This window comes from Streptomyces tyrfis (genome assembly GCF_037034285.1).
In the GTDB taxonomy this organism is placed as follows: Bacteria; Actinomycetota; Actinomycetes; order Streptomycetales; family Streptomycetaceae; genus Streptomyces.
In genome coordinates this window covers 35249-52536 of sequence record NZ_JBAGJZ010000007.1, presented here as the reverse complement: position 1 = coordinate 52536, position 17288 = coordinate 35249, and the positions used below count along the sequence as shown (strand labels likewise).

General features: G+C 74.1%; 9 protein-coding genes. 2 read left to right on the top strand and 7 right to left on the bottom strand.

What is annotated here, in order from left to right:
* Positions 1-232 precede the first annotated feature (232 nt).
* Positions 233-1339: a tryptophan--tRNA ligase gene (trpS, locus tag WA762_RS07405; RefSeq protein WP_335933945.1), complete on the top strand. Its 1107-nt coding sequence runs from the start codon at positions 233-235 to the stop codon at positions 1337-1339.
* Between the two features lie 211 nt (positions 1340-1550).
* On the opposite strand, the gene WA762_RS07400 is transcribed toward trpS, so the two are convergent.
* The 5 genes from WA762_RS07400 to WA762_RS07380 form a co-directional block, all read right to left on the bottom strand.
* The gene (locus WA762_RS07400) at positions 1551-2195 is read right to left on the bottom strand and encodes a 3'-5' exonuclease (RefSeq protein ID WP_335933943.1); all 645 of its coding nucleotides are present in this window, start codon (positions 2193-2195) and stop codon (positions 1551-1553) included.
* A 439-nt stretch (positions 2196-2634) separates the two neighbouring features.
* Entirely contained in the window at positions 2635-4662 is a 2028-nt protein-coding gene (locus WA762_RS07395; RefSeq protein WP_335933941.1) for an NAD-binding protein, read from the bottom strand.
* Between the two features lie 100 nt (positions 4663-4762).
* Entirely contained in the window at positions 4763-9991 is a 5229-nt protein-coding gene (locus WA762_RS07390) for a DNA repair ATPase (RefSeq protein WP_335933940.1), read from the bottom strand.
* A 510-nt stretch (positions 9992-10501) separates the two neighbouring features.
* Entirely contained in the window at positions 10502-12664 is a 2163-nt protein-coding gene (locus tag WA762_RS07385) for a flotillin family protein (protein WP_335933939.1), read from the bottom strand.
* Between the two features lie 356 nt (positions 12665-13020).
* Positions 13021-13722 carry a hypothetical protein gene (locus WA762_RS07380; RefSeq protein WP_335933938.1) on the bottom strand — a complete coding sequence of 234 codons (702 nt, stop codon included), beginning with the start codon at positions 13720-13722 and terminating at the stop codon, positions 13021-13023.
* A gap of 312 nt (positions 13723-14034) precedes the next feature.
* Between WA762_RS07380 and WA762_RS07375 the strand changes: the two genes are divergently transcribed.
* Positions 14035-15105 carry a PucR family transcriptional regulator gene (locus WA762_RS07375; protein WP_335933937.1) on the top strand — a complete coding sequence of 357 codons (1071 nt, stop codon included), beginning with the start codon at positions 14035-14037 and terminating at the stop codon, positions 15103-15105.
* Between the two features lie 257 nt (positions 15106-15362).
* On the opposite strand, the gene WA762_RS07370 is transcribed toward WA762_RS07375, so the two are convergent.
* Positions 15363-15818: a tellurite resistance TerB family protein gene (locus WA762_RS07370; RefSeq protein ID WP_335933936.1), complete on the bottom strand. Its 456-nt coding sequence runs from the start codon at positions 15816-15818 to the stop codon at positions 15363-15365.
* Between the two features lie 153 nt (positions 15819-15971).
* The gene (locus WA762_RS07365) at positions 15972-17288 is read right to left on the bottom strand and encodes a cation:proton antiporter (RefSeq protein ID WP_335933934.1); all 1317 of its coding nucleotides are present in this window, start codon (positions 17286-17288) and stop codon (positions 15972-15974) included.

Genomic DNA, 17288 nt, shown 5'->3' with positions numbered 1-17288 from the left:
CGGGCCGTACCGCCGGGCCTGTCGGCGCGTTACCATCTGCCCATGACCTCCGTGCCGTGCCGTAACTGGTGGCGCTCCTCCTAGGAGCGGCCGCCTCACACGCACGGAACCAGGGCCGTTCACATCGGACGGCCCTTCTCTCTGCCTCGTACGGGCGCGGAAGCCGGTGAATCCGGCGGGCCGTCCTCCACCCCCGGCCGGTACCGGCCGTATCCACGAGGAGAGAACCCGCATGAACGCAGCCACCGCGACCGCCGACACGACCCCCGACGACGGCGGGGCCGCTGCCGCCGGAGTCGTCGCCGACGCCCCCGCTCTGCGACGCTCCGCGGAGCTGGAGGAGCTGATCCGGCAGGCCCCCGAGCGGTTCCGGGTGATGACCGGGGACCGGCCCACCGGTCCGCTGCACCTGGGGCACTACTTCGGGACCCTCCACAACCGGGTCCGGCTCCAGGAGCTCGGGGTGGACGTCTTCGTGATCATCGCGGACTACCAGGTGCTCACCGACCGGGACGTCGCCGACCGGCTCGCCGAGCACATGGAGGCGATGGTCCTGGACTATCTGGCCATCGGCGTCGACCCCGAGCGTTCGACGATCTTCAACCACAGCGCCGTGCCCGCGCTCAACCAGCTGATGCTGCCCTTCCTCAGCCTGGTCTCCGTGGCCGAGCTGAACCGCAACCCCACGGTCAAGGACGAGATCGCGCACTCCCGGCAGTCGACGGTGAGCGGGCTGATGTTCACATATCCGGTGCACCAGGCCGCCGACATCCTGTTCTGCAAGGGCGACCTGGTGCCGGTCGGGCGGGACCAGCTGCCGCATCTCGAAGTGACCCGGACCGTCGCCCGCCGCTTCAACGAGCGGTACGGGCAGGTCTTCCCGGAGCCGGACGCGCTGCTCTCCGCCGCACCGCTGCTGCTGGGCACCGACGGCACCAAGATGAGCAAGAGCCGGGGCAACTCCATCGCGCTGGGCGCCACCGCCGACGAGACGGCGCGGCTGGTCAAGGGTGCGAAGACGGACGGCGAACGGCACATCACGTACGAGCCGGAGGCCCGGCCCGGGGTGTCCTCGCTCGTCCTGCTGGCCGCCCTGTGCCTGGGCCGCGACCCGCACGACGTGGCGGCGGAGATCGGCGGCGGGGGCGCCGCCGCGCTGAAGCGGACGGTGACCGAGGCGGTCAACGACCGGATGGCGCCGATCCGGGCCCGCCGGGCCGAGTACGCCCGGGACATGGGCTATGTGCGGTCCGTGCTGCGGGCCGGGAACGCGCGCGCCAACGAGATCGCCGGGGCCACGCTGGACGAGGTGCGGGGCGCGATGGGCGGGGTGCTGTAGCGGCGGCCCGATGCACTGATGTCCTGGTGCCTTGGCGCTGCCCAGGTGCCTTGGTGCTGCCCTGGTGCTCAGGTGCCCAGGTGTCTTGGTGCTGCCCTGGTGCTCAGGTGCCCTGATGTCTTGGTGTTGCGATGCCCTGCTGCCGCGATGCCCCGGCGTTCCGGCCGCGCGGCGGCGGGGCATCGCGGCGGCCGGGTGCGCCGGGCGGGCCTCAGCCGGGTACGTGGCCCGGGGCGCCCGGCCAGGCGTCGCCCGGGTCCTCGGGCCAGGCGCCCCGGGCCGCCGTGTCCAGGATCAGGGCCGCGATGTTCCAGGCGTCGTCGGCGCCGCTGTGATGACGGCCCTCCAGCGGAAGGCCGGCGATCCGCAGGGCCTGGGCCATGCCGGGGCGCTTGCGCAGGCCGTGGGCGGCGGTGAAGGGGATCTTGGCGTTGGTGTGGCGGTGGCCGAACGGGTAGCGGACGCCGGTGGCCCGGCACTGGCGGGTGAACTGGTTGCGGTCGTAATCGCCCCAGCTCGCCCAGGGGCGGATCCCCGCCGCGTGCTCCGACGCCAGCAGACGGCACGCCTCGGCGAAGGAGACGCCGGTGTCCACCTCGGCCGGGGTCAGTCCGGTGAGCTCGGTGCAGAACGCGCTGACGGCCGACCGGGCCGGGCGGACCAGGATCCGGTGCCGGGCGACCCTGCCCCGGGCTCTCGATCCCGTTCGAGCAGGGGAGACCCCATCGGCCGCGCGCAGATCGACGACGGTCAGCCCGATCTCGATGATCTCGCTGACCGCGCCGGGCGGCGGCTGCCCGTCCCAGCACGTCGCCTCGATGTCGACCACGTTCAGGAGGTCCGGTTCCGCGCGCATGGGGGCAGGCTAACAAGGCGTGTTCCGAGCGCCGGGCTCAAGAGCACCCCGACGATCAACGGGCCCTGCCTCGTCAGTGGTACAGGTCCGCGAGGGTGTACTGAGACAGCCTCCCGGCGCCCATGACGCGATATCCGCGGCCGCCGTTGTCGAGCGTCGAGGTCACGCCGTGGAGTGAGGCTTCCGGATGCTGCGGCAGCGGGTTCGGCATCCGGCTGCCCGCCATCCGACGTCGCCTGCCGCAGGGGGATTCGAATCAGCGGACAATCCACTCTCCTCACCGACCGACAGGGTGCATCTCGCGTGCCTGCTCCGCAGGTTGGCCATCGCATGCTCTCAAAGAGCGCAGGCGCCCGCACCGAGTGCCGATCTCGGGCGGCGGTGCGCGCCGGGCAGGCGCTACCGTGCTACGGCGCCACCGCGCCACCGCGCCACCGCGCTACGGCCGTGGCGTCGACGGACGGCGGCGGCGCAGCAGTTCGGCCAGGCCGCGGCGGGTCGCGGCGATCACCACGCGGTCCTCCGGCCGCAGTACGTACCCGGGGTGCAGGTCCCACACCAGCCCCGACGGGCCGGCCGGGCCGCCGGGGACGGGGGAGGTCAGGTCCGGGCGGCGGTCCCCGGGCGGGGTGGCGTCCAGGGCCAGCACCCGCCACGCGCCCGCCTGGAACGCCTGCTCCACCGTGCGGCCCTCCAACTGCGCATGCCCCGCCACCTCGACCGCCGCGAACAGCATCACCTTGCGCTCCACCGGTATGGCGCCCAGGATCTGACGACCCATCATGGCGACCGCGAAGGACGGGGCGGCGAGATGGGAGACGGACCGGGAACGCGTCACGGCCTGGGGGTGGGCGGTGCGCAGGGTGCGGTAGACGGCGGTCGCGAACTCGTCGTCGAACAGGCGCAGCGCCACCCGCAGGTCCGGCTTCACCGAGCGGGCGTAGAGGGCCGCCTCCAGATTGGTGGTGTCGACGCTGGTCAGGGCGAGCAGTGCGCGGGAGCGGTCGATCTTCGCCGCCTCCAGCACACCTTCCTGGGTGACGTCCCCGATCACCACCGGCACATGCAGCCGCCGGGCCACCGGGATGCCGCGCGCGTCCGGGTCGTCCTCCACGCACACCACCGGGATGCCCAGCTCGCGCAGCCTGACCAGCACCCGCGTGCCGATCTTGCCCAGGCCCAGCAGCACCACATGGCCCGACAGGCCCCGGGGCGGGCGGCGCAGCGAGGACGCCGCGCGCAGCGAGCCGAACGCCTCCAGGACGGCCGCCACGAGCAGCGGCAGGAGCATCAGCCCGGCGACGCCGGAGAGGAGTTGGATGATCTGGCGGGCCCTCGGGTCCTCGGTCGCGGGGTCGCCCATGGCGAACAGGTCCAGCAGTGTCAGATACGCGGCGTGCAGCGGGGTGTCGTCGGTGGTGAGCGTCAGCGCGACGGCCAGGGCGATCACGGACAGGCCGACGCCCAGCGCGGACCAGCGCAGCCGCCGCGAGAAGATGTGGCTGAGCGGTGCGGCCCTGCCGCCCATCCGGGGCGGCGGGGAGGCCGGGTCGGCCCGGCTCACCGCCTCCAGGACGACCGTGCCCCGGCCGGTCGCGGCGGCCACCTGCCGGGCGTCCGGGAGGAGTTGGGGTCCCTCGTCGCCGCTGCTGTCGGAGCCCTCCGCGCCCGCCGGGTCATGGGTGGTGGAGGAGAGCAGGGCGAGCGTGCACAGGCCCGGGTCGGCGGCCCGGCCGTCCTCGGGCGGGGTGCGCTCGGCGGCGCGCAGCAGCAGGCCCTCCGCCTGGATCACCTTGCTGGAGCCGGTGAGCGCGGTGGCGGCGAGGGCGGGCGCGGCGGTGTCGGCGTCGGACAGCACCGTGGTCGAGGCGTCCAGCGCGGCCGGGTCGAGGCCGGGGGCGGCGACGGCGGCCGCCTGGTCCAGCAGCGTCTCCAGATGCTGGCCCAGTTTGCGGTTGTAGAGCCGGATCACCAGCCGCAGCCGGGGGTTGAGGCGGCGGGCGGTCAGCGCGGCGCGGATGTTGCGTTCGTCGTCCTCGTAGACCAGAGCCAGTGCGGCGGCCGATTCGACGCCGGCCTCCTCGAACGCCTCGTAGGAGGGCTCGGCCGCTTCCATGATGCGGACGGCCTCGACCCCGGCGTTGGTGTCGGAGCCGTCCAGGGTGATCACGCCGGAGCCGTCGCTGTCCGCGGACGGGCCGCCGTTGCCGAGACCGCCCGGATTGCGGTTCATCGCCGCCGACATCCGGCCGAACAGCGTGGCGGCCCGCCCCCGCCCGGTCAGCGGCAGATCGGCGTGGCTCGCGTCGCGCCCCGGCGGGAGGAGCAGGCTGACCCGCTCCCCGTACACGTACCGCAGCTCCACCGCGAGCCGGCGGGCGAGCGCGTCGTCGCCGCAGACGACCATGTGGCCGCCGGAGGTGGTCCGTCGGGTCTGATGGGGAAGTGTCGGCACGTGCCCCAGCATGCCCTGCTCACCTCCGTTGTCTCGACCGGTTCGGCGCGTTCGGCGATCTCATGCGTGCGGGGGTGTCCGGTCGGGGCTCACCGGTCCTCGGGTCGTGTGCTCACCGGTCCTCGGGCCGTGCGGGGCGGGGCGCCGGGCGGGGCGCGGCGTGCCGGGCCGTCGGGTTGGCGAGGGCGTGGCGCGGGTCGGCGGCCCGGACGATCGCGGACTCCACCGCCGCGATCCGGTCCGCGAGCAGCCCCAGGGCGGCGACGGCCCGCCCCAGGGGGTCGTCGTCCGGGGCGCCCAGGGCCCGCGCGCGGACGTAGGAGGCGGTGATGTCGGCCCAGCGCGCGGCCTGTTCGGCGGTGAGCCGGCCGCGCAGCTCGGCGAGCTTCAGCAGGTTGGCCTCGGCGCCGGTGGTCAGCGTCTGCGCCTCCCCGGCGTAGTGGTCGTCGACGACGGCCGACAGTTCGGCCTCGTTCATCACCGGCACGATCCGCTCGGCGATCTTGTTCATGTTGCGGTACGAGCCCTGGAGCCGGAACGGCGGTTCGGTGCGGGACTCGTCGGTCTGCGCGGCGGAGGCGATGTACGCGGCGTTCACCGCCAGCACCGTGTCCCGGGCGGTCAGCAGATGGCGCAGCACCGCCGTGATCCGCTCCACCTCGGCGGGCGCGCAGGGGTGTTCGAGCCGGTCCGGGCGGGCCGTCCCGTCCCCGGACGCGAGCCGCACGAACAGCGCCAGGTCCTCGCGGGAGCGCCCGGCGAGCGGGGCCAGCACCGGGTTGGCGGTCAGCGCGTTCTCCACGAAGCTCAGCGCGAAGACGTCCTCGCGCCCGGTCAGCACCTCGCCGAGGTTCCACACGTCGGCCCGGTTGGCGAGCATGTCGGGGATCTGGAACCGGGCCCCCGACTCGGTGTACGGGTTGCCCGCCATGCACACCGCGAACCGCTTGCCCCGCAGGTCGTAGGTGCGCGGTTCGCCGTCCCGCACGCCCTCGACGCGGCGGGTGGCGTCGCAGAGCGGGATGAACTTCTGGAGCAGCTCGGGCGAGGTGTGCTGGATGTCGTCCAGGTACAGCAGGGTGTTGTTGCCCGCCTCCAGCGCGAAGTTGATCTTCTCGACCTCCTGGCGGGCGGTCGCGGTGGGCGCCTGGGCCGGGTCGAGGGAGGTCACGTCGTGGCCCAGGTTCGGGCCGCTGACCTTGACGAGGACCAGGCCGAGCCGGTCGGCCACGTACTCCATGAGCGTCGTCTTGCCGTAGCCGGGCGGCGACACCAGGAGGAGCAGGCCCTGCGAGTCGGTGCGCCGGCCGGCGTCCGCGGTGCCGAGCTGCTTGGCGAGGCTGCCGCCGATCAGCGGGAGGTAGACCTCGTCGAGGAGCCGGTTGCGGACGAACGCCGGCATGACGCGCGGCCGGTGGTCGTCCAGCCGCAGCCGGGCGCGTTCGGCGGCCACCAGGCTGCCGCGCAGACGCTGGTAGGCGCGGAAGCCGGGGACGTCGACGGCGCGGAACTCGGCGGTGCGGGCGAGCAGTTCGTCCAGCCGTACGGTCATCCGGCCCCGCTCGACGCGGGGATGGGCGCCGAGCAGGCCGTCCACGGTGGCGGTGAGCGGCGCCGCGAGGTCGTACCGGTCGAGGACCGGCGGCGGGCACAGCTCCACGGCGACCGCCTCCGCCAGGTCCCCCGGCTCGATCACGGTGCCGCTCGCCGCCGCGTACGAGGTGAGCCAGCCCTCGACCAGCTGGCGGCGGGCCGGCAGGTCGTCGTGGAGCGCGGCCAGGTCCTCGTCGTACGCCGAGGAGCCGGTGGCGTGGCGGAACTTGTCCAGGAAGGCGCGGACGGCGGCGCCGGTGACGAAACCGGCGGGGCCGCCGGTCAGCTCCTCGAAGAGATACGCGGCGACGGCACGGGGATCGGGGGCCTCGGGGGCCGGGCCGTCGCCCCCGGCGGGGCGGCCGGCCTCCCCGCCGGTCCCGGAATCCTCGCCCCGGCCGGCGTCCCGTGCGGAACGGGAATCGCCCCGGCCGGCGTCCCGTGCGGGGCGGGACTGGTCGCGGATGACGCCCGCCCACTCCTCCTGGAGCGCGGCCACGGCGGGCGCGAGCCCGAACGTCTCGCGGGCGCGGGCCAGCGAGACCGCCCGCCGGGTCCAGGAGGCGCGCCGGGCCTCGTCCGTCCCGTACGCCCAGAACAGCTGGGCCGCCGCCCGCACCTCGGGCGGGAAGCGCAACAGCCCCGCCGCGGGGAGGAGTTCGAGCAGGGCGGCGAGGATTGCGGTCGCGTCCTCGTCGTGCACCCCGCGCTGATGCCCCTCGTCGTACGCGTCCGCCGCCGACTTCCTTACCAGCGAGGCGAGTTCGGCGCGGTCCAGCGCGGCGAGGGCGTCCGCGCCGTGCTCGTCGAGGAGTCGGGCGGCCAGGTGCTCGGCGCGGTACACGCGCGGCGACTCGGAGGGCAGCGTCCGGTCCCAGTACGGGCGGGTCGCCGCGAACCCCGGGTCGGTGACCGGGGCCCGGTAGTCGGTGCCGGTCAGCGCGAACGCCAGCCCGTCCCCGTGCGGGACCAGCGTCAGGTCGAACGGCTGGGTGTTCACCGCGAACCGGTGCCGGCCCAGCCGGATCGCCGTCCCGCCGTCCGCGTACAGCTCGCCGCGGTCGCGCAGCGCCCGGCCCGCCTCCTGCCGGGCCGCCAGCAGGCGTCCCTCCAGCTCCTCGGCGCGCACCGGGTCGCCGAGGTCCCGCAGCTCGTCCGCGGTGCGGCGGATCTTCGCGACCATCGGGTCGGACGCGAAGTAGGTGTGCACCGCGTCCGGGTCGGGCAGCGCCGACACCCGCCGCGACACCGTCTCCAGGACCCGGGCCGCCGACTGGGCCAGCCGCTCCGCCCGGCGCGCCCGGGCGTCCTGCAGCGCCTGCTTGCGGGCCGAGAACGCCTCGTACACCTCCGAGCGGCGCTCGGCCAGCTGGGCGAGGAAGTCGTCGAACTCCGCGAACCGGGATTCCAGGTTCTCCAGCTGGAGCAGCAGCCTGGAGAGCTGGTCGTCGCAGGCGTCCGGGGTGCCGGCGGCGGCCAGGGCGCCGGTGACGGCCTGCCCCAGCAGCGCGAACTCGGCAGCGAACTCCGCGCGGCCCTCCTGGTCAAGGAGCTCCCGGCGGCGCGCGTCGAGGGTGGCGCGGGCCCGGTTGACCCCGCCGAGGACCTCCGCGATCCGCTCCAGGATGGAGGTGCGGACCGTGGCGTCGCCGATCTCCAGGCCCGCGACGACGTCCGTGACGGTGCCGAGCCCGTCCGTCATCGCCGTCAGCCGGTCGCCGAGCGCGGCGGCGTCCGCGACGGTGGCCAGCGCGGACGCCTCGGCGGTCAGCCGGTCGACGTCGGCGTGGTAGTCGTCGAAGGCGTCGTCCCGGCCCAGGAACGCGACGGCGCGCCGGCCGGCCGCCTCGATGTCGTCGGCGGTGGCGGCGGTCAGCTCCGCGATCCGCCCGGCGTCCGCGTACCGCATCTCCGACAGCGTCGCCAAGTGGCCGTGCGCCTGCCGCAGTTCGGTCAGCCGGCCGACCCACTCGGCGGCCGACTCCGGCGCCTCGCCGCGCACCCGGCGGACGAGCGCGGTGAGCCGGTCGGCGGTCTCGGCCAGGGCGTCGGCGGCCTGCCGGGTCAGCTCCCGTACCGTCTCGAACTCCCCGACGACCTGCTGCGCGGTCTCCCGCAGCTCCGCCAACGGGGCGGCGAGGTCGCCGAGTTCGGGGTCGGACAGCCAGTGGTAGCGGTCGCCCGCGCGGGTGCAGTCCGCGACCAGGCGCGCGTACACGGCGGTGGTGGGGGTGGTCTCGGCGGCGCTGTGCGCGAGCGCCAGCAGGTCGGAGACGCCGCGCACCAGGTCGGCGTTGCCGATCCGGGCCAGCGGGCCCGTCCCGGCGGGGCGGGAGGCGGCGTACGTCTCGGAGACGAACGGGGTCCGCCAGACCTGCACCGGGTGCACCCGGGCCGGTTCGTCACCGCCGTCCGCCTTCAGCAGCACCAGGGTGCCGTCGTCGAGCAGGGCGTGGCCGCGCCCCTGGAGCGGGGTGGCGACCTCCTGCCGGATCAGGTTGTACGGCAGGAGCAGGGCGCGCCCGTCGACGGGGGAGCGGAAGACGTGGAGCACGTCCTCGCCGTTGGGCGAGCGGACCGCGCCCTCGAACACCGGCTCGGCGAGCGGCTCGGCGATGTCGAAGGTCCTCGCGCCGCCGGTGGTGAGGTAGTAGCCGCCGGGGAAGATGATCCCCTGGTCCTCCGGGAGCCGGTGGCAGGCGGGCCCGATGCCGTCCAGGCGCGTCACGGCGCCCAGCAGCGTGTTGAAGACCAGGTACCGCCACTCCTCCTCCTTGTACGGGCGGACCCGGAGCAGGACCAGCGAGCCGACGGCGGCGTGCTCGACGTCGGCGTCCGCGAGGGACTGGAGGGGCTCGGTGACCGGCTCCTGGTAGATGCCCTCGGGGGTGTCGGTGTCGTCGACGGTCTTGACGGTGAGGGAGCCGCCCAGGGTGTCGACGAAGAGGACGGCCCCGTTCCCGCCGCCGTCCCCGCCGATCGCGATGTGCGGGTGCCGGCCCGGGACGTGGGACTCGCGGCCGGCCGCGGTCCAGGTGAAGTCGTGGGACGGCGGGAAGACGTGGTCGCGGTCGCCGCGCGCGTCCAGGAACGCGCCGGGCGCGCCGTCCGGGCCGATCGCCCAGCGCAGCACCCGGACGCCGTCGGCGTTCTCGCCGGTGCGGAAGACGGCGAGCAGCCTGCCGTCCACCCGGCGCAGCCGCAGCAGCCGGGCGTCGCGGTAGTAGCGGTGCAGGGCGGTGAACTCGCGGACGAAGTCCGCGTCGCCGAGCAGCCCGCCCCCGTGCGGCTCGTCGGCCCCGTCCGGCTCCGGCTCCGCGAACTCCGGGCCGTGCAGGGCCAGTACGTCCTCGACCCCGGCCGGGTCCGGGGCCCCGGGGCCGCGCTCGAAGCCGAACAGCAGCCGCCCGCCGACGGCCACCAGATCGCGGGCGACGGACGCGTGCCGGGTGCGGACCCGCTCGGTGCCGGTGAGCCGGAGCTCGGTCGACCCGAACTCCTCGGTGCGGCGCGCGTTGAGCGCCTCGGCGCGGCGGGCGAGTTCGGCGGCCCGGTCGTGGAGCCGGCGGCGCAGCACGTCGTACGTGCCGGAGTCGTACGCGTCGCCGTCGGGCGCGTCCTCGCCGCGGGCCGGACCGCCGGGGCGCGCGCCGCTGTCGGGCGTGCCGGTGTCGTGGGTCGTCCCGACGTACGTCTCCGCGTCCGCGGGGCCGCCGGCGGGCGGTGCGGTCGTGGTGTCGGTGTCCATGCGTACGGCTCCCTACGAGATGTGTGCTGCGGGGCGGGACGGCGACGGGGCTGCCCGGTGGTGCGGTGGTGCGGGGCTGCGGGGCGGGCCGGCCCGTCCGGCCGTGCGGGACCCGGGTGGTGCGGGCTCCCGGTGGTCCGGCGCCTCCCGGTGGTGCGGTGCCCTCCTGGAGACGCGAGTCCTCCCGGAGGAGCCGCGCCCCCGGGAGCGCGGGGCCTTCCGGTGGTGCGTGGGCCCGGTTCGGCGGTGTGCGGGCCCGTCCGGTGACGGGGGACGGTGAGTGACGTCACCGGACGGGCCCCGGGATGCCCGGGGCGGGGCCCTGCCGCCGCGGCCCCGGGCGGGTCCTGGGCCGTGTCGTCGAGCGCGCCGCCGCCGGGCGACGCCCGGCACGCGGTCCGGCCCCCGGCCGGACGACGGCGATGTGACGGCCCGGCCTCGGCCTCGCGCCCGGTCCGGGCCGGTCCGGTGCGCGCGGCACCCGGTCCCGGCCCGGCCCGGACGGGAGGGTCAGCCGACCGGCGACCCGTTCTGCGCGGCGGGCACGCCCGCCCCGGCGGCCGGAGCCGTCGCCCCGCCGTCCGCCGCGCCGCCGACCGCCGCGCCCGTCAGCGCCGAGACCGGCAGGTCGGCCAGGCCCGACTCCCGGGCGGCGGTCAGCAGCCGGCCCACCTGCTCCGGCGCGATCCCGGCGCCCGGGGCCCGCATCAGCCGGGTCAGCAGCGCCGACACCGTCAGGTTCCGCACATCGGCCGTGGACACCGAGCCCAGCATCCGGGTCAGGTCGTCCGTGAACGACGAGCTGCCGTCCAGCCACGGTCCGGCCAGGGCCTTCGCGGTGTCCGAGCTCTCGACGAACCCGTCCAGGCTCCTGCCCATCGAGACGGCCGAGACCAGCCGGTCGAAGAAGACCGACTCCCCGCCGACGATGTCGATGTCGGCGTTCTCCAGGCCAGTGGCCAGCACCGTCGCCTGCGCCTCCGCGACCTGCCGCTGCACGTCCAGCCCGGCCAGCCGGATCTCCTTCTCGGCGGCCAGCCGCAGCCGGTACTCCTCGTGTCCGCGGGAGGCGTCGTCCAGCGCCGCCATCGCCGCAGCCTTCTCGGTGAGCCCGGCCGCCTCGGCCTTCAGCTTCTCGCCGATCATCGCCGCGTCGGCCGTCGCCTGGGCCTGCGTGCCCTCCGCCTCGGCGAGGGCCTTGAGCCTGGCCCCCTCCGCCTCGGCCCTGAGCCGCGCGGACGTGGCCTCGGCCTCCGCGAGACCGGTCTTCTCGATGACCTCGGCCGCCGCGTCCCGCACCTGGACCTCCGCGAGCCCGGGCGCGGCGGACTCCGCCTGGACGCCTTCGGCCAGCCGCAGCTTGGCCTGCGCGTCCAGGTCCGCGGTCTTCAGCCGGGCCTCGGCGAGGGTCAGCTGCTCGGCGGCCCGGTGGGCGGCCGCCGCCTCGGCCGCCTCGGCGGCCTTGATGTCCTTGACCAGGTTCTCCTGCGCCTCGGCCTCGGCGGCGATGATGACCGCCCGGCGGGTGCGCTCCGACTCCTCGACGGCCCGCAGTGTCTTGATCGACTCCTCCTGCTCCGCGACGGTCCGGTCCACGGCGATCCGCTCCCGGATCACGTCCGCGACCTCGCGGCGCTCGGCCTCGACCTCCTTCGTCGCGGCGATCCGGTCGAGCTCCGTCTGCCGCTCGCGCGCGATGACCTCCAGCAGCCGGTCCTTCTCGATGCGCTCGTTCTCCACGGCGATGACCCGCTCGCGGTTCTTCTGCGCGACGGCGACCTCCCGGGCCTGGTTCTCGCGCTGGATGCCGAGCTGCTCCTCGGTGCGGATGAACGCGCCCTGGGCGTTCAGCCGTTCCTCCTCCTGCACCTTGGCGGTCGCCGACTCCTCGCGCGCCCGCAGCGTCTCGACCTCGCGGCGCTGCTTGATCTCCGCCTCGGCCTGCCGGCGTTCCAGCTCCAGGATGGTCTCTCGGGCGTCGACGTTCTGCCGGGTGATCTCCTTCTCCTCGGTGCGCTGGAACTCGTTGGTGCGCACGTGCTCGATCGCCGTCAGCTCGGTGATCTTGCGGATGCCCTGCGCGTCGAGGATGTTGGCGCCGTCGAGCTGCGCCATCGGCGTCTGCTCCAGGAAGTCGATCGCGGCGTCGTCGAGGTGGTAGCCGTTCAGATCGGTGCCGATGACCCGGATGATCCGGTCCCGGAACTCCTCGCGCTTGGTGTACAGGTCGACGAAGTCCAGCTGCTTGCCGACCGTCTTGAGCGCCTCGGCGAACTTCGCGCCGAAGAACTCCTGGATCGCCGCCTTGTCGCTGGCCCGTTCCGTGCCGATGGACTGGGCGACCTTGATGACGTCCTCGACGGTCTTGTTGACCCGCACGAAGAAGTTGATGTGGATGTCGGCGCGGATGTTGTCCTTGCAGATCAGGCCCTCGCGCCCGGTGCGGCGGATCTCGATGGTCTTCACCGAGATGTCCATGTACTCGGCCTTGTGCAGCACCGGCAGGACGACGGCCCCGGTGAAGGTCACATCGACCTTCTTGGTCTTGGAGATGATCAGCGCCTTGCCCTGCTCCACCTTGCGGAAGAGCCTGCTGATGACGAGCAGCAGGGCGACGGCGATGAGCAGGACGACGGCGACGAGCACGCCGAAGCCCAGGGTGATGGCATCCATGGCAGTCCTTGACGGCTGGTGCGGAAGGCGGAGATGTGGTGATGGAGGGGCCGGGCGGCTCGTCCGGCCGAAGGGGCGGTCCCGGCGGTGGATCCGGGCGGTCCGGGCGGGCTCCGGGACCGGGGCTGTCCGGGCGGGTCCCCGTGGGTCCCCGGCGGTCCGGGCGCGGCACATTCCGGCACGGCCGTGTCCGGTACGACCAGGTCCGTTGCGACTGTGCCCGCTGCGACCGTCTCCGGTACGACCCTGTCCGGTACGACCGGATCAGGCGCGGCCGGGTCGGGCGGCGGACCGGCCGGGTGCGTCCCGTCCGGTGCGGCGGTTTCCGGTGCGCCCCGTTCCCGGGCGGCGCCCGGTCAGCCGGAGTGGCGGGGGACGCTCCGCGCCCCGGACCGTAAGGCCGCGCGCCGGGCGTCACGGCGTACCGGTGGACCCGGCGGCGCCGGTGGGCCCGGGTCCAGCGCCCTGTCGTACGGCGAGACCCAGAAGAACTCGCCCTCGTCGTCGTACGCGTACAGCAGCCCCGCGCTGCCCGCGACGAGCAGCGGCGCGTCCGGCGGGCGCAACAGCCTGACCTGGACGATCGCCGTGGAACCGTCGTCCGACACGACCTCGGCCTGGCCGAAGTCGGAACTCACCGAGCCGGTGCGGATCGTGCAGACCCGGCCGATGAAGTCCTGCCGCGACGGCGGCGGCAGCTCCGGGAGGCGGCGGCGCAGCAGCCGTACCAGTGTCCGGGTGGCGGTCCAGGCGATCAGCAGCGCCCCCGCGAGCACCGCGCAGGCGAGCACCGCCCGGAGCGTGCCGGTGGCGCCGCCGCGATGCAGCAGGACGGTACCGGTCAGGCTGGTGAACCAGCCGATGACGACCAACGCCGACACCGAGACGGTGACCGGCACCCCGCCGATCCCGGCCAGACCGGTGTCGAGGTCCCCGTCGAAGGAATGGTGGTCGGCGGCTCCGGCCAGCACCAGCAGCCAGAAGAAGACGACCACGACCAGTGCCGCACCGAACAGAACCGCCGGGAAGGCGGTCGCCGCGCTCAGGAATTCCTCCATCGGTCCACCCCTGTCTGTTCTCGCGGGAGTTCGGTGAGTTCGGTGAGGGCGCCGGGCGGCCCCGGTGCCGCGGCCCGCGCAGAGCGGTGCCGCGACAGCCGGGTCTTCCCCCGTGGATCCCCCGTTTTCCCCCGGTTTTCCCCCGGTTTTCCCCCGTTGTGCTGAACCGATCGTGTCATCCGGGCCGGTGGAAAAGCACTGCCGGGATCCGGCAATCTTTATGCGTTGTTGATGCCGGGCACCGGCAGCGTCCGGAGCGGCGCGGGACGGGCGCCGGGATCGCTGTCGGAGCATGGAGCAAGAGGAGTACGCGTGGCCGCGCCGGAGATTCCCGACGAATACCTGGGTGACTACGCCCGCATCCTGGCCGAGGTCGCCGAGACCGGCCGCCGGCTGACCCGCGACGAGCTGGACACCCGCCGGGAGATGGGTCGCCGGGCCGCCGAGGACGGCTTCCAGATACGCGCCCTGGTCGGCCTCCACCTGGCGGCGACCCGCGCCGAATGGCCGTGCGGCCCCTCGGCCGACGCCACGACGACCGAGTCCGTGCTGGCCGCCGTCGAGCACGCGGTGGACGCCTTCGCCGACGGGTTCGAGCGGTCCCAGCGGCTCGCCGTGCGGCGCGAGGAGGCGGCGCGCCGGGAGTTCATCGACGACCTGCTGTACGGGCGCAGCGACCTGGGCCGGCTCGCGGAGCGGGCCACCCGGTTCGGGCTGCGGCTCTCCCGGGCCCACGCGGTCGCGGTGGCCACCGGCCCGGAGGCGTACACGGAGACCGATTCCGTGCCGCGCACGGTCGAGGCGGCGATGCTCGCCCGGTTCGGCGGCCGGAAGATCCTGATCACGACGAAGGACGGGCGGCTGGTCTGCGTCGCCCCGGCCGGTCAGCCCGACGTGCTGCGGTACTTCGCCAAGCAGTCGCACGCGGCGACGGACGGCGGGCGGGTCGCGGTGGGCCGCCCGCATCCCGGCCCCGGGGGCGTGGTCCATTCCTACGACGAGGCGCTCGACGCGCTCGACCTCGCGGAGCGGATGGATCTGGACGACCCGGTGCTGTACGCGTCCGATCTGCTGGTCTATCCGGTGCTGACCCGGGACCGGCAGGCCATGGCCGATCTGGTGCGCAGTCAGCTCGGCCCGCTCCAGCGGGCGCGCGGCGGGGCCGAGCCCCTGCTCAACACGCTCATCGCCTATTTCGACGCGGGCTGTGTGGCCGCCGAGACGGCCCGCCGGCTGTCGCTGAGCGTGCGGGCGCTGACCTACCGGCTGGAGCGGATACACCAGCTGACGGGGGCCGATCCGGCCGACCCGATGCATCGCTACACCCTGCAGACGGCGGTGATCGGCGCGCGGCTGCTGGACTGGCCGGCCAAGGAGCTGTGACGGCGGGCGCGGGTGGGGGCGTGGGTGGCGGGAAGAGGGTGGCCGGGGGTGCGCATCGGGGGAGTTGGACACCCCCGGCCTGCCGGACGCGGACCGGTGGTCAGCCGGTCCGCGGTCGCTCCGGCGGTATGCGGGCGGACCGGGAAAGCGGCCCGCCGGCGAAAGGGCCCGGGAAGAGCCGGGAAGCGGCCCGCCGGGCGTAGGGACCGGGAGGAGCCGGGGAGCCGCCGGGCCCGCCGGAACCGGTCCTCCGGGGCCTACAGGTCGAACTCGTGCGGCGGGAGGTCGAGCGCGAAGCACGCCTCCCGGACGACGGCCCGCTCCTTCTCGTCGAAGTGGCCGTCGGCGCCGCCGATGACGATGCCGATCTGGATGACCGCACGCGCCTCGGCCGGCTTCTTCTTCGCCTTGCCGATCTCCTGGAGCACGCTGACCTTGCCGAAGTCGAAGTCGGCGGTGAGCTTGTTCACGTAGTCGTTGAAGCGGCGCTGGAGGTCGTCCACCGGGAAGTTCTGGAGGACGTCGTTGGAGGCGATCAGTGAGGCGACACGCTGGCGCTCGGACGGGTCGACGGAACCGTCGGCGGCGGCGACGAGGGCGCACATCGCCATGCTCGCGTCGCGGAAGGCCCCGCTCTTCAGCTCGTTCTTCTTAGCTTCCAGCTGCGACTGCATCGACGAAGCGGATTCCTTGATCCGATCCCACAGTGCCATGTCGTCTCCATACGGTTGCGTTGCGTTGTGTTGCCGGAACCAGAGCCAAACTCTACAGACGTGTAGAAGTTAGCAGGAGAGAGCTCTCCGCGGTCCCTGAACAGCTATGGGGTACAACGAACGGCCGCCCGGAGAAGTGCCCCTGAGAAGCGCTCACGAGAAATGCTCACGAGAGGTGCTCGCGGCGGCCGTGCTCGCGGTGTCGGCCGTGCTCGCGGCGGGCCCGTCACCGGTGGCTTCGGCGCCGGCGGGCGCGGCGGCGGGTGTGGCGTCCGTGGCGATCGCGGCGCCTGCGGTGTCCGTGGCGCGGGAGCGGCCGCGGCGGCTGAGGACCTTGGCCGCGATCGGCTGGGTCCAGCGCGCGGTGAGCGGACCGGCGATCACGAGGATGAGGACGTACGCGGTGGCGATGGGCCCGATCCGGGGTTCGGTCGCCACGGCCAGTCCGGCGATGACGATGGAGAACTCGCCGCGGGCGACGAGCGTTCCGCCGGCCCGCCAGCGGCCCTTGGAGCCGATTCCCGCCCGGCGGGCCGCGTACCAGCCGGTGGCGATCTTGGTGAAGATGGTGACCACGGCGAGCAGCGCGGCCGGGAGCAGCACCGGCGGAATCGCGGCCGGGTCGGTGGAGAGGCCGAAGAACACGAAGAAGACGGCGGCGAACAGGTCCCGCAGCGGGGTGAGCAGCTTGCGCGCGCCCTCGGCGACCTCGCCGGAGAGCGCGATTCCGACCAGGAACGCGCCGACGGCCGCCGACACCTGCAATTCCTGGGCCACCCCGGCCACCAGGACCGTCAGCCCGAGCACGACCAGCAGCAGCATCTCGGGGTTGTCCGAGGACACGGCCCGGCTGATCAGCCGTCCGTGACGCAGGGCCAGGTAGAGCACGAACCCGACGGTGCCGAGCGCGATGAGCAGGGCGATGCTGCCCCCGGCGAGACCGACGCCGGCGAGCATCGCGGTCAGCAGCGGCAGGTACACGGCCATCGACAGGTCCTCGATGACCAGCACGCCGAGGATGACGGGCGTCTCACGGTTGCCGAGCCGTCCCAGGTCGGTGAGCACTTTGGCGATCACCCCGGACGACGAGATCCAGGTGACCCCGGCGAGCGCGACGGCCCCCACCGGGCCCCAGCCCAGCATCAGGCCGGCCACCGCCCCCGGGGTCGCGTTGAGGACGAAGTCCACGGCCCCGGAGGGGTATTGGGTCTTGAGACTGGTCACCAGCTCCGAGGCGCTGTACTCCAGGCCCAGCAGCAGGAGCAGCAGGATGACGCCGATCTCCGCGCCGACGGCGGTGAACTCCTCGCTGGCGTCGAGGGGCAGCAGCCCCCCGTGCCCGAACGCGAGCCCCGCCAGCAGATAGAGGGGGATCGGCGAGAGTCCTATTCGCCCGGCGAACCGCCCGATGATGCCCAGCCCCAGAATGACGGAGCCGAGCTCCACCAGCAATGCGGTCGTGTCGTGCAC

Coding starts and splice junctions, on each gene's coding strand:
- trpS (WP_335933945.1), top strand. CDS start 233: ATGAACGCAGCCACCGCGACCGCCGACACGACCCCCGACGACGGCGGG.
- WA762_RS07400 (WP_335933943.1), bottom strand. CDS start 2,195: ATGCGCGCGGAACCGGACCTCCTGAACGTGGTCGACATCGAGGCGACG.
- WA762_RS07395 (WP_335933941.1), bottom strand. CDS start 4,662: ATGCTGGGGCACGTGCCGACACTTCCCCATCAGACCCGACGGACCACC.
- WA762_RS07390 (WP_335933940.1), bottom strand. CDS start 9,991: ATGGACACCGACACCACGACCGCACCGCCCGCCGGCGGCCCCGCGGAC.
- WA762_RS07385 (WP_335933939.1), bottom strand. CDS start 12,664: ATGGATGCCATCACCCTGGGCTTCGGCGTGCTCGTCGCCGTCGTCCTG.
- WA762_RS07380 (WP_335933938.1), bottom strand. CDS start 13,722: ATGGAGGAATTCCTGAGCGCGGCGACCGCCTTCCCGGCGGTTCTGTTC.
- WA762_RS07370 (WP_335933936.1), bottom strand. CDS start 15,818: ATGGCACTGTGGGATCGGATCAAGGAATCCGCTTCGTCGATGCAGTCG.